Annotated in this window: 9 protein-coding genes and 1 pseudogene; 4 read left to right on the plus strand and 6 right to left on the minus strand. The window is 68.0% G+C overall.

The features are described from left to right. The 4 genes and pseudogenes from U9983_RS22785 to U9983_RS22800 form a co-directional block, all read right to left on the minus strand. Window positions 1–200: pseudogene (locus tag U9983_RS22785) on the minus strand (hypothetical protein); the annotation flags it as partial. Window positions 201–293: 93 nt separating this feature from the next. Then, entirely contained in the window at window positions 294–1,922 is a 1,629-nt protein-coding gene (locus tag U9983_RS22790) for a substrate-binding domain-containing protein (protein ID WP_322755976.1), read from the minus strand. Continuing rightward, entirely contained in the window at window positions 1,919–3,169 is a 1,251-nt protein-coding gene (locus U9983_RS22795) for a toxic anion resistance protein (protein WP_322755977.1), read from the minus strand. Before U9983_RS22795 ends, U9983_RS22790 begins: the two co-directional genes overlap by 4 nt. Then, window positions 3,169–4,293 carry a hypothetical protein gene (locus U9983_RS22800; protein ID WP_322755978.1) on the minus strand — a complete coding sequence of 375 codons (1,125 nt, stop codon included), beginning with the start codon at window positions 4,291–4,293 and terminating at the stop codon, window positions 3,169–3,171. The genes U9983_RS22795 and U9983_RS22800 overlap by 1 nt, the downstream gene beginning before the upstream one ends. Before the next feature lie 207 nt (window positions 4,294–4,500). On the opposite strand from U9983_RS22800, the gene ppdK reads away from it, so the two are divergent. Together ppdK and U9983_RS22810 are read left to right on the plus strand one after the other, a co-directional pair. Then, complete coding sequence (gene ppdK, locus U9983_RS22805) at window positions 4,501–7,194, plus strand: pyruvate, phosphate dikinase (protein ID WP_322755979.1); 2,694 nt, start codon at window positions 4,501–4,503, stop codon at window positions 7,192–7,194. A 222-nt stretch (window positions 7,195–7,416) separates the two neighbouring features. Next, window positions 7,417–9,291 carry a transketolase gene (locus tag U9983_RS22810; protein ID WP_416211490.1) on the plus strand — a complete coding sequence of 625 codons (1,875 nt, stop codon included), beginning with the start codon at window positions 7,417–7,419 and terminating at the stop codon, window positions 9,289–9,291. A 122-nt stretch (window positions 9,292–9,413) separates the two neighbouring features. Here U9983_RS22810 and U9983_RS22815 read toward each other — a convergent pair whose 3' ends face one another. Both U9983_RS22815 and U9983_RS22820 read right to left on the minus strand, forming a co-directional pair. Then, complete coding sequence (locus U9983_RS22815; RefSeq protein WP_322755980.1) at window positions 9,414–9,953, minus strand: PH domain-containing protein; 540 nt, start codon at window positions 9,951–9,953, stop codon at window positions 9,414–9,416. Between the two features lie 43 nt (window positions 9,954–9,996). Next, window positions 9,997–10,152 (minus strand): hypothetical protein, encoded by a 156-nt coding sequence (locus U9983_RS22820; protein ID WP_322750235.1) that lies wholly within the window; start codon window positions 10,150–10,152, stop codon window positions 9,997–9,999. Between the two features lie 95 nt (window positions 10,153–10,247). Between U9983_RS22820 and U9983_RS22825 the strand changes: the two genes are divergently transcribed. After that, window positions 10,248–11,498: a deoxyguanosinetriphosphate triphosphohydrolase gene (locus tag U9983_RS22825; RefSeq protein ID WP_322755981.1), complete on the plus strand. Its 1,251-nt coding sequence runs from the start codon at window positions 10,248–10,250 to the stop codon at window positions 11,496–11,498. A gap of 239 nt (window positions 11,499–11,737) precedes the next feature. Next, window positions 11,738–13,326, plus strand: a 1,589-nt coding sequence (gene dnaG, locus U9983_RS22830; RefSeq protein ID WP_322755982.1) for a DNA primase, incomplete at its 3' end; no start/stop codon positions are given.

A 13,326-nucleotide genomic window follows, 5' to 3' on the forward strand; every position in this document is an offset into this window, starting at 1 on the left:
ATCGCATACATGGCGGCTACGACCAACGGCCACTGCGGTGATCCGACCACGCCGGCGGCGGTCAGCCCCAACCCGCCGAGCGCGCCGGCGCACCCGGCGATGTTCTTCAGCGATCCGATCCACGTCAGCGCCTTTTCCCGGGTTCCCCTGGCGGGAGGAGGCGGCGGTGGGTCAGGCCGCGGCAGCCGGATCGCCGTCATCCGAGCCGGCCCTGACAGCCCTGACAGCCCTGACAGCCCTGACAGGAGGCCCGGTTCTCACCGGTGCCGCCACCGGGTATGGCGGACCCGGGGTCACTGGTAGCCACGGATGTCCTTGAACGCGTCGGTCAGCGGGGATGTCCGTGCGTCGAACGTCGCGCCACCGGTGTCGGTGGCGATCGAGCGCAGGTCGTCCGGACGTGCCTCGCCGAAGATGATGCAGAAGGTGCGGACGGCTCGCGCAGCCGGGGGAAGGGCCTGGTAACCGGCGCGGAACTGACCAGCTGACAGGCCCGCGTTGTTCTCACCGTCCGTCATCAGGACGATCGACGTCAGGTAGCCGGGCTCGGCGGCGACCGCATCGGACGCGCGGCGGTAGGCATCGGCGAGCGCGGAGTAGATGGCCGTTCCCCCGTTGGCCTGCAGGCTCGTGATGTAGGAGCGGATCGCGGCCAGATCGGGCGAGGATGCCCCGGTGTCGGTCACCGTGAAGTCGCGTGACCCGACGACCGAGCCGTTGAAAATCACAAGTGTGATCTTTTCACGGTCACGAAACCGGGTGAACCGGCCGGACAGGGAGGTGTCGGCACCGGCGAGCCCGGCCAGCGCGGATTGCAGATCGGCCAGGCGCCGGCCGGCCATGGAACCGGACACGTCCAGTACGAAGATCGCGTGCGACGGACGGCGGAAATGGTCGAGGTAGGAGGTGATCAGCTCATCGGCAACCGCCTGGGTGGCGGGGAAGGGCAGTTCGGCCAGGGCGGTCGTGGTGAACCGCGGGTCGAGCGCGACGCCGGGGACGGCCGGCCGGCGGTTGGTGGTGGTCTGCAGCCGTCGCTGGACATCCGGGCTGCGCAACCAGGTCACCACCCGGCTGTATTCGTCCCGCCGGGCGGGGTCGAGCAGGAGCATGGGGTAGTCGGCTGTGATGATGCCGTCTTTGGGGTAGATGATCGTGATTGGTTCCCGCAGTCGGCCGGAGCGTTGCAGCGACAGCAGCACCGACTCGTAATTGATCATACCGCCGGCTTCCTGGGGCCTGTCGACGAAGGCGTCCGCGAGCCAGCCGGAACTGCCCGAGGTGAGCGTCTGCCCCGAGAAGAACGACGTCAGCGCGTCGGGGCGGATGTCGGAGGCCTGTAGCGCGTCCGAGGTCCCGGCGAGCGCGGCCGCGACACCGACCAGCGCACTGAACCCCGAGTTGGACGCCGCCGGGTTCGTCATGGCGTACGTCAGCTCGCCGGCGGCAACCTTCGCGGCGACGTCCGCCCACGTGACGCTGGTGGTACCCGTCCAGCCGAACCTCGTGGCGAGCGAGGTCCGGATACCGAGGACCACCGGCGATGTCATGGTCGGAGTGCGGACGCTGCCCGCCTGCGCGCCACCGGGCAGCAGGCGCAGGTAACGGTCGGAGGACAGCCAGGCGGCGTCCGTGCCCGCGGAATGTTTGATGATCTTATCGGTGGCGTCGAGTGTCCCGGTGTAGGTCAGTTGCACCGTGACGCCGGTGGCCGCGCGCAGGTCGCCCAGCAGCGGTTCGACGTCGGCCAGTTCCGAGCCGGCGAGGATCCGCAGCACACCCGGCTTGCCGGGGCCGGGGGCCGACCCAGACGCCGACCCCGACCCGGAACCCGACCCGGAACCGCAGGCGGTCAGGGTGAACGCAGCCGCGCACACGGCGAGCAGGCCGATTGCGACCGTGTGGACACGGCGTCCGGTCACGGCCCGCCGCCGGAGATTTCCAGTTCGCCGGCTGCTGACGAGGCCGGCGCGATCTCGACGGGAGCGGTCGAGGCGGCCCGGTCCAGATATGCGGCTGCCTTTCCCACCTCCTGCGACAAGGCCGTCACCGTTGTCCGCATGGTCTCCAGGGCGGCGGTCTTGTACCCGTCGATCGTGTCGATCGTGGCATAGATGTTGGCGAACGCCTGCTGGAGGGCCTGCACCGACACGGTCGAGGACGCCGCCTGCCCGTGGATCTCGACGGTCTGGCGCCGCAGCAGCTCGGACGTGCCGACGATGAGGCGCTCGGTCGTCTGGTTCAACGCGGCGATCTGGTCGAGCACCAGTTTCTGGTTGGCCAGGGCCTGCGCGACGAGTACCGCGGTCCGCAGCGCCGCGACGGTCGTGGTGCTCGCCCGGTCCACACCTTTGATCAGTTCGAGGTTGTTGCGCCGGATCATATCCAGGGCCAGGTAACCCTGCGCGCTCACCGCGAGCTGGGTGAGCAGGTCCTGGTGCTTCTGCCGCACGTAGAACAGGACGTCCTCGCGAAGCGTTCGGGCCCGATCCGGGTCGGCGGCCTCGATCCGGTCGATCCGGGTGACGAGCTCGGCGTCGAGGTCCGAGGCCAGCTGGGCGTACTCGCGCAGCCTGCTCATGGTGGTCCACAGGTTGTGCTTTTCCTGCTCGATCGCGGCATTGTCCCGCCGCAGCTCCTCCTGGCCGTTCTGCATCGCGTGCAGAATGGCGTCCAGATGTGTCTGTGACGACTGATAGGACGCGAAGTAGTCCCGCAGGCGGTTCCCGAACGGGATCATTCCGAGCAGTTTTTTCGGGCCCAGCAGGTTCACCTTGGACGGATCAAGGTCGTCGATCACCCTGCGTAGCTCCACCAGTGAGGTCGACACCGACGACGTCGCGTCGAAGGCGCCCGAGTTCATCGCGCGCGTCGGTTTGTCCAGCAGCCGGTTGGATACCGCCGCCGACGCGCGGATCTCCTTCTCGCCCATCCGGTGCACGGCGGCGACCTTGGAGGTGAAGCCAGGCGAGCTCGGGTCGATGCCGACCAGCGCGTCGGCAAAGGCCACCGCCTGGCTGCTCAGGCGCGACGCCACCTCGGCACTGATCGCAACGGCCGGTCCGGCCTGCTCGGGCGCGACCGGCGCGACGGGCTCGGGCGGCACCAGGACCAGTTGCGTGCCGGGGCCGCCTGCGGCCGGTGACGGGGTCGGCGGTGGCAGGTTCATCAACCCGGGCCCTTCTGGTACTTCATCTCGATCTCGGTGATCATTCGCTCGGATATCTCCGCGCTCGGTGGGTCGACGACGTTGACCAGCTGCGGTGGGGGATTGGTCCCCCGTTCGGCGGCATACTGCCGGCCGTAGCCGGCGTCCGCGGTCCGGAACCCGTGCCGCACGGCGAGGCGCTGTAGCTCCGGGTCGGTGCTCAGCAGGCGCCCGACCGCGTCGCCTGCGGGCGTGAGCGGGACGACGGTGTGCTTGGCGTAGATGGTCGGATTCGGGTACATCAGCACCTTCTCGCCGTTGCCGGTCAGGGAACCGTCTCGCGCGAGCGCGTGGGCACTGAACTGGGCCTCATAAATCATGACCATCGGCGTTTTCCCGATGCCGATCGTCAGAAAGTCGTCGAACGGTTCCTGCGACGACGCCTCCAGGTAGCCCTGTTTGAGAAAAAGGGGCGCGAGTATGTTGGTCATCCGGTCGGCCGTCCCGGCGTCGGTGACGATGTTCCCGTTGTTGCTCACATAGGACGCGATCGCCAGGTAGAGGGCGGCCGAGTTCGACGTCCGCACATCCGTCGAGCTGATGAGGATGGACTTGTCGGTTGGATAAACGTTCTTCCCGGCAGTTGCGTCGTTCCCCGGCAGTTGCGACCACCGGGTGTCCTTTGCCACCAGGTCGAGGTACTTGCGCATGTCGAACAGGTAATGGTCGCCATCGGTGACGCTGATACCTGCCGCGGTCAGCAGCGTCGCGATCTGGGTGAAGGTGGCTATCGCCATGGGCGTGAAGAAGGGTACGTAGGACGCGGTTATCTTCCGATCGCGTTTGATGCGGTCCGCCTGCGGCCCGTCGGCCGGGAAGGCCAGGTCGAAGCCGGACAGGTCGCGGGTGGTGGCGATCTCGCGCGATCCGGCGGACGTGATCTCAATGCGGTAGCCGGCCCGGGCGAGGGCGGCAATCACGTCCGGGTCCGAGAAGAAGGCCTGCTTTTCCGATGAGATCAGCGCACGGACACTGACTCCGCCGCTGTTCGGCGTGGAGCCGATCCGCGGGACGACGACTACAGCGATGACACCGACCGTGAGCAGACCGGCAAGCACGAGCCCGAGAACTCGGCGACCGTGCACGGCGCCTTCCTTTCGTTCGCTGGTGTCGGTCCGGGTATGTCAGTCTGCATCATGCTCCATCCATGATGTCCGACCGGCTCCCGACCCGGCTCCCGACCGGCGTGCCACGGCCGGGGCGGCGGCGGTTCGTGACGGCGGTGCGTGACGGCGGTTCGTGACGGCGGTTCGCGGGGGATGTTCGCGGGGACGGGAGACGAGAGGGCGGCCATGAGCAGCTATGTGTACGACTTCCACCAGGGAAACAAGGACTTGAAAGATCTTCTCGGTGGCAAGGGTGCCAATCTCGCCGAGATGACGACCATGGGGCTTCCCGTCCCGCCCGGATTTACGATCACGACCGAGGCCTGTCGCGAGTATCTTGCGCATGGCAGGGAACCCGCGGCGCTGCGCGATGAGGTCAGCGCGCACCTGGGCGCCCTTGAGCAGGTGATGGGCAAGCGCCTGGGGCAGCCGGACGACCCGCTGCTGGTCTCGGTGCGGTCGGGCGCGAAGTTCTCGATGCCGGGGATGATGGACACCGTCCTCAACGTCGGTTTGTCCGACGCCTCGGTTTCCGGTCTGGCCAAGCAGTCCGGTTCGCAGCGCTTCGCCTGGGACTCCTACCGCCGCCTGCTGGCGATGTTCGCCACGACGGTCCTCGGCGTGGACGGCGAACTGTTCGACCAGGCGCTGGACGCGGCGAAGAAGGCACGGGCGACCACGAGCGACCTCGATCTCGACGAAGCCGACCTGCGGATTCTGGCCGAGACCTTCAAGGCGATAATCCGGGACCGGACCGGGCGGGATTTCCCGCAGGACCCCCGGGAACAGCTGGATTCGGCCATCCGCGCGGTTTTCGACTCCTGGAACGGTGAGCGGGCCCGTCTCTACCGCCGCCAGGAGCGCATTCCGGCGGACCTCGGCACCGCGGTCAACATCGTGGCCATGGTGTTCGGCAACCTCGGCATGGACTCGGGCACCGGCGTGGCATTCACCCGGGATCCCGCCAGCGGTGCGCAGGGCGGCTACGGCGATTATCTGCAGAATGCGCAGGGCGAGGACGTCGTCGCGGGAATTCGTAACACCCTGCCCCTGACGGCGTTGGCGTCCATCGACCCACCCGCGTACGCCCGCTTGACCGAGATAATGACGATTCTGGAGCACCACTACCGGGACCTGTGCGACATCGAGTTCACCGTCGAACGCAACAAGTTGTGGATGTTGCAGACAAGAGTGGGCAAACGTACCGCGGGCGCTGCCTTCCGGATCGCGGTCCAGCTCGTGGATCAGGGCCTGATCAGTATGGATGAGGCGGTGACGCGGGTCACCGGCGCCCAGCTCGCCCAGCTGATGTTCCCCCGGTTCGGGCTGACGGGGCAGGCCGAGAAGATTGCCCAGGGTATGAACGCCTCACCCGGAGCGGCCGTCGGTCAGGTGGTCTTCGACTCGCACCGGGCCGTGGAGCTCGCCGCCGCCGGTACACCGGTGATCCTGGTGCGCCGGGAGACCACCCCCGACGACCTCGACGGCATGATTGCCGCGCGCGGCGTGTTGACATCGCGTGGCGGGAAGACCTCCCATGCCGCCGTGGTGGCCCGCGGCATGGGCAGGACCTGCGTGTGCGGGGCCGAGGAGATCGATGTCGACACCCGGGCCCGCCGCGCGGTCGCGCCGGGCGGCATCGTCATCGGCGAAGGGGACGTGATCTCGATTGACGGGTCGTCGGGCGCGGTCTACCTCGGCGAGGTGCCGGTGGTGCCGTCGCCGGTTGTCCAGTACTTCGAGGGGACGCTGGTCGCGGACGGGACCGACCCCCTGGTCGACGCGGTGCACCGGATCATCACCCACGCGGATCAGGCCCGCCGGCTCGGCGTGCGCGCCAATGCCGACACCGCCGACGACGCCGCCCGCGCCCGCCGGTTCGGCGCCGCGGGCATCGGACTGTGCCGTACCGAACACATGTTTCTGGGTGAACGCAGGCAGCTGGTCGAGCGGCTCATCCTCGCCGCTGACGCCGAGGCCCGCGCTGCCGCACTGGTTGAACTCCTACCGCTTCAGCGCGACGACTTTGTTGCGATCTTCACGGCGATGGACGGTCTGCCGGTGACGGTCCGCCTGATCGACCCTCCGCTGCACGAGTTCCTCCCGGATCTCACCGAACTCTCGGTGCGCCTGGGCGTCGCCACCGCCACTGGCCAGCCGGTGTCGGACGGCGATGGCGCGCTGTTGGAGGCGGTCCGCCGGCTGCACGAGCAGAATCCGATGCTGGGGCTGCGCGGGGTACGGCTGGGGCTGCTCATCCCGGGTCTGTTCGCCCTGCAGGTGCGGGCGATCGCCGAGGCGGCCGTGCAGTGCCGCCGGGCCGGCGGAGATCCACATCCGGAGATCATGGTGCCGTTGGTGGCCGCGGTCCAGGAGCTGGAGGTCGTCCGCGACCAGGCTGAACAGGTGCTGCGCGAGGTCGCGACCGAGACCGGGGTCGATGTTCCCGCGCTGATCGGGACGATGATCGAGGTACCGAGGGCCGCCCTGACCGCGGGCCAGATCGCCGAGGCCGCGCAGTTCTTCTCGTTCGGCACGAACGACCTCACCCAGATGGGCTGGGGTTTCTCCCGGGACGACGTGGAGTCCTCCTTCTTCTCCCGCTATCTCGAGCTGGGGATCTTCGGCGTCTCCCCGTTCGAGTCGCTTGACCGCGATGGAATCGGCCGACTCGTGCGTATCGCGGTCGAGGAGGGGCGTGCGATCCGGCCTGAGATCAAACTGGGTGTCTGCGGCGAGCACGGTGGCGACCCGGATTCGGTGCACTTCTTCCATCAGGTCGGACTCGACTACGTTTCGTGTTCCCCGTTCCGGGTGCCGATCGCCCGGCTGGAAGCCGGCCGGGCGGCCATCCTGGACCGTGCAGGCCAGGGCGGTTAGCGGGCGCTCCGGCCGGGACGAAGGTGCTTGCGGTCCCGCGAACGGCCCCCCAGCCATGGCCCGTTCGTCACCGTCGTGAACTTCTGCCGCTGGTACCGTTCGGGACTGTGGGACCCGGGGTATGGCCTGGACCGTCCAGGAACAGCGGACCGGTCGGGGCAGCGGGAGCGCACGTACGGCGGATATCCATGTACGGATACGCAGGCGTATTAGGAGGCTGGCGTGGTAACTCCCGAATCCGAGATCATGATTGATCCAACCGATCTTGATCAGATCCGGGAACTGGCTCAGCAACTGCGGGTCGATTCGGTCCGATCGTCGACGTCCGCGGGTTCGGGCCACCCGACGTCGTCGATGTCAGCCGCGGACGTGATGGCGGTTCTGCTCGGACGGCATCTGCAGTATGACTGGGACAAACCGGACGACCCGGCCAACGATCACCTGATCTTCTCCAAGGGGCATGCGTCCCCGTTGCTGTATGCGATGTTCAAGGCTGTCGGCGTGGTTTCCGATCATGAACTGATGACCGGATACCGCCGTTTCGGCCAGCGCCTGCAGGGTCATCCGACGCCGATTCTTCCCTGGGTCGACGTGGCGACCGGATCGCTCGGGCAGGGGCTGCCGGACGCGGTCGGCGTGGCACTCGCCGGGCGACTCCTTGACCGACTTCCCTACCGGGTGTGGGTGCTGTGCGGCGACAGTGAGATGGCCGAGGGTTCGATCTGGGAGGCGCTGGACAAGGCGGCTCACTACCAGCTGTCGAATCTGACGGCGGTCGTGGATGTCAACCGCCTCGGTCAGCGTGGCGCAACCGAGCTCGGCTGGGACCTCGACGCCTACGCCCGCCGGGTCGAGGCGTTCGGCTGCCGGGCACTCATGGTCGACGGGCATGACATCGCCGCGATTGACAAGGTCCTGACCGAGGCTGCCGAAGCTGACCGCCCGGTGGTCGTCCTCGCCCGCACCCGTAAGGGGGAGGGCTTCTCCGAGATCGTCGACGCCGACGGATGGCACGGCAAGGCGCTGCCGCCCGACATGGCCGAGCGCGCGATCGCCGAACTCGGTGGCGAACGCAACCTGCGCGTCCGGGGAGCGGTGCCACCGGCGTCCATCGAGCGGCCGCCGGCGCCCGCCCCGGTTACGGTCGAACTGCCGACCTACCCCCTCGGTGCGAAGGTCGCACCTCGAAAGGCATACGGCGAAGCGCTCGTCGCCGTCGGAGCGCGGGCAGCTGTGGTTGCCCTGGACGCCGAGGTCAGCAACTCCACCCACTCCGAGGACTTCGCCAAGGTCCACCCGGACCGATTCTTCGAGATGTTCATCGCCGAGCAGCAGCTCGTCGCGACAGCGGTGGGACTGTCGGTACGCGGTTACATTCCGTTCGCTTCCACGTTCGCAGCCTTCTTCTCGCGCGCATACGACTTCATCCGGATGGCCGCGATCTCACAGGCGAACATCCGGCTGGCGGGTTCGCATGCGGGTGTCGAGATCGGCGCGGACGGTCCGTCCCAGATGGCACTGGAAGATCTTGCGATGATGCGGGCGGTGCACGGTTCGACCGTCCTGTATCCCAGTGACGCGACCAGCACGGCCAAGCTTGTTGAGATCATGGCCGATCTTGACGGGGTCAGCTACCTGCGTACGACTCGTGGTGCCTACCCGGTGATCTACGGTCCGGACGAGTCCTTCACCGTCGGGGGCTCGAAGGTGCCGCGCCGGTCGGACGCCGATGTGGTCACCCTCATCGGCGCCGGCGTCACCCTGCACCAGTGCCTGGCGGCTGCGGAGACACTCGCGGCCGAAGGCATTGCAGCACGGGTGATCGACCTCTACTCGGTCAAGCCGGTGGATGAGGCGACGGTGGTGGCCGCTGCGCGGGCGACCGACGGCCGGCTGGTAGTGGTCGAGGACCACTACCCCGAGGGCGGCATCGGTAGCGCGGTGGTGGGGAGACTCGCCGCTGCCGATGTGCCGGTGCGTCTGCGCCACCTGGCCGTCCGCGACCTGCCGGGGTCGGGTACGCCGACCGAGCTGCTGGACGCGGCGGGAATCTCGGCGAGCCACATCGTGGCGGCGGCCCGCACCCTGCTGCGCTGATCTTCACAGGTCTGATCGTCACAACGCACTGGAACACGACGAGACTCCCCTGCGCCCGGCATCCCGGTAGCAGGGGAGTCTCGCTGTTCTTGTACTGCCTTGTACTGCCTTGTACTGCCTTGTCAGTCGTCGGAGCTGCTGGGCGCCGGCGCGCCCCCGAACATCATGTCGCACATCGTCAGATAGAGCCGGTCCGGTCGAGGTAGAAATTGGATCTTTGATAGAGCCTGATCCTGTCCGGCCGATTCGACGATGAACTCGCCGTATCCGAGAAGTCGACCCATCGGGTCCCGGTTGTAGGTGAGATCTGTCACTTTCTCCAGGGGCATGGTCTGCACCTTGCGGAAAAAGATCCCCGAGACCTTCAGGAGGCGCTTGTCGGTGATCATCAAGTGGTCGAAGTGCCAGTCGGCGACACGCCACAGCATCCGAAAGAGCATGAAGAGTGCGAACCACCAGGGGAGGGCGGCAACGAAGTTGCCGAGGTTCAGCCCGCTGAGCAGGATCGTGAGTAGGACCGCGAGCACGATGGAGCCCAGTGTCTGAAGGAAGACAGGCAGCAGAACGGCCCAGTGCATCCGGACCATGATGACCAGTCGTTCGCGGGTGGCGAGGTACTTGTCGTCCCTGGCTGCGGGGTCAGGGATCCGGAGTCTCACCAAGGCCACCGCCGTCGCCGGGATTGCACCGACAGCTCGCGTCTCCTCACAGGACCGTGTCGGTCACGAAGTTGGAGAAGCCGCTGCCAGCGGAGTGTAGACCGTCAATGGCCCGGTTGATGATGTTTGCCGCACTTTCAGGTGCGGTGACAACGAAGAAGATGACGAACGCGATGAGACCGTATTTGACGATCTTGTCCACGGCGGGCCTCCGGGCCGAAGTTGGGACGGCTGACCACAAAGTATCGCCGCTTCGCACCTCGGACGTATGGAAATCGCGCCTATACGCTCGGCGCCGTGGCCGGCGAGTGGTACGAAGCGTCCGACGTGGTCCGTTGGGGCGAGGAGCGACAGAAGAGTACACCCGACGATCGAACGTGGTTCGAGCGGGACCGCGCGCGTGTCCTGCACTCCAGCGCACTACGCCGGTTGGCCGGCAAGACGCAGGTCGTCGGTCCGTTCGACGACGACTTCCCGCGTACCCGGCTCACCCATTCCCTGGAGACCGCTCAGGTCGGCCGGGGCCTGGCCCGTTCGCTGGGCGCCGATCCGGACCTGGTCGACGCCGCCTGCCTGGCGCATGACATCGGACACCCTCCGTTCGGTCACAACGGCGAGGGCGCCCTGGACGCGGCTGCCCGCGACTGCGGGGGGTTCGAGGGAAACGCCCAGAGCCTGCGTGAGCTGACCCGTCTTGAGGTCAAGATCGTGGATGTCCACGGCCGGGAGGCCGGTCTGAACCTTACCCGGGCCACCCTGGACGCGTCGCTGAAGTACCCCTGGCCCAAGCGGGACGACACGCCGAAGTTCGGCGTCTACGCCGACGACATGGCAATTTTCACCTGGGTTCGCGACGGCGCGCCGGCCGGTCGACGGTGTATGGAGGCGCAGCTGATGGACTGGGCCGACGATGTGGCGTACAGCGCGCACGACCTGGAGGACGGCGTCGTCGCCGGCCTGATCGACCTGGGCCGGCTGGCGGACTCCGGAGCGCGGGCCGATCTCGTGGCCTCGACCGCGGACCGCTATCCGGCGGCGTCGCAGAGCGCACTTGACGAGGCGTTGGACCGGTTGCGGCGGCAGCCGTGGTGGGTCGCGGGGCCGGTGCCGACGCCGAGCGCGCTGCGCGCCGTGCGGGCCATGACCAGCGAGCTGATCGCGCGGCTGTGCGTCGCCGCGGTCGCGGCCACCCGGCAGACGTACGGCGATCGTCCGCTGCGGCGCTACCACGCCGACCTCGTGGTGCCCGCCGCGACGGTTGCCGAGTGCTGCCTGCTCAAAGGGGTGACGGCCCGGTTCGTCATGGACCGCCGCGACGCGCACGTCCGGCAGCGCCGCCAGCGCGAGGTCATCGCCGAGCTTCTCGCGCTGCTCCTCGTGCGGGCACCGCAGGCGCTCGACCCCCTGCTGCGCCCGGCCTGGCTGGCCGCCTGCGATGACGCGGCCCGTCTGCGGGTCGCCGTCGACCAGGTCGCCCGCCTCACCGACGCGAGCGCCGGCCGTCGGCACGCGCAGCTGACCGGGCGCCCCTGGCCGGTCGCCCTCTAGAGGGCCAAAGGCGATGCGATCGTGGTTCTGTCGCATCGCCGGAGGCCGAACGCTCCGGGTCATCGACGGTGGCCGGTCGGTCAGAAGATCGGCACCTTGGCGCCGTTGACAAGTACCATCACGGGGGAAAGGGCGGACCCGCGGGGGCGGTGACAGGCCGAGGGCATCAGTGCAGGGGCAGCGGACCCCGGTGTGACCCCGGCCCGTCGACACCCCGCCCGGGATGCAGGGAGGGACGTATGGCCGGACGCATCCGCGACGCAGATGTTGCCGCCGTGCGTGACCGTTCGCCGATCGCGGACATCATCGGCGACTATGTACAGCTGCGTCCCGTCAGCAGCGGTCAGCTGCGCGGTCTGTGCCCGTTTCATGACGAGAAGTCCCCGTCGTTCAACGTCCGTCCGCAGGTCGGCGCCTACCACTGCTTCGGTTGCGGTGTCGGTGGCGACGTGATCGCATTCGTCCGGGCCATCGACGCGCTGTCGTTCCCGGAGGCGGTGGAACGACTCGCCCGTCGTGCTGGGATCACCCTGAGCTACGAAGGCGGCGGGGTGACCAGCCGCGTGGTCACCAGCCAGCGCCAGCGGCTCCTTGACGCTCACCGCGTGGCGGCCGAGTTCTACGCCGAACGGCTGAACGCAGCCGACGCCCGCGAAGGCTGGGATTTTCTCACGGCCCGGGGCTTCGACCAGCACGCGGTGTCGCGGTTCAGCGTCGGCTATGCGCCGGCAGGTTGGGACACCCTGACCCGTCACCTGATGGGCCGGCACTTCACCGCTGCGGAGCTCGTCCTCGGCGGCCTGGCCAAACAAAGCAGTCGCGGGAGCCTCATCGATCGGTTCCATCGGAGGCTGGTATGGCCGATTCGTGACCTCGCCGGGGATGTCGTCGGCTTCGGCGCCCGTCGGCTCGCCGCCGACGATCCCGGACCCAAGTACCTCAACACCCCCGAGACCCCGTTGTTCAAGAAGGCCAGCCTGCTCTACGGTGCCGACCTCGCCCGGCGGGAGATCGCCCGGCGGTATCAGGTCGTGGTCGTCGAGGGTTACACCGACGTGATGGCCTGTCATCTCGCCGGCGTCCCGACCGCGGTCGCCTCCTGCGGTACCGCGTTCGGTAGCGAGCACGTGACGGTATTGCGGCGCCTGCTGATGGATCAGAGCGAGCACCGCGGTGAGGTCGTGTTCACCTTCGATGGCGACGAGGCCGGCCGCAAGGCCGCCATTCGTGCCTTCGAGTTCGAGGAGCGGTTCGTCACCCAGACCTTCGTGGCAGTCGAACCGTCCGGGCTGGACCCGTGCGACCTGCGGCTGGCCCGCGGCGACGAGGCGGTTCGCGATCTCGTCGCCGCGCGCGTCCCGCTGGTGGAGTTCGCGATCCGCGGGAAACTGGCCGAGTTCAACCTCGACACGACCGAGGGACGGCTGGCGGCGCTGGACGCGGTCGCGCCGCTGATTAACAGGCTGAAAGACCGGGGCCTGCGACACCGTTATGCGGTTAACCTTGACAACTGGCTCGGTTTTCTGGATGAAGAGTTTGTGGTGCGGCGGGTCGCAGAGCACTCCGTACGCGGTGGCGGCGGTGACGCGTCCGGTGGTGGCTCCGCGCCCGCCCGCCCGGCGCGGTTGCGGCCGCGCGAGGGCACTGCGGACGACGCAGCGGTGGCAGTCGAACGGGAGGTGCTCAAGGTTGCGCTCCAGTATCCCGGATTGGCCGGCCCGGCGTTCGACACGTTGCCGGCCGAGCTGTTCACAGTTCCCGCACACCGTGCTGTCCGTATGGCCGTCGTTACGGCAGGTGGCGTATGCGCGGGCTTGTCCGCGGCCGG

Origin of the sequence: Protofrankia sp. Cas3 (assembly GCF_963555955.1) — a bacterium.
Classification (GTDB): Bacteria; Actinomycetota; Actinomycetes; order Frankiales; family Frankiaceae; genus Protofrankia.

Bases quoted from the DNA above. Each gene is read 5' to 3' on its own strand.
- ppdK (WP_322755979.1), top strand. From the start codon at position 4,501: ATGAGCAGCTATGTGTACGACTTCCACCAGGGAAACAAGGACTTGAAA.
- U9983_RS22795 (WP_322755977.1), bottom strand. From the start codon at position 3,169: ATGAACCTGCCACCGCCGACCCCGTCACCGGCCGCAGGCGGCCCCGGC.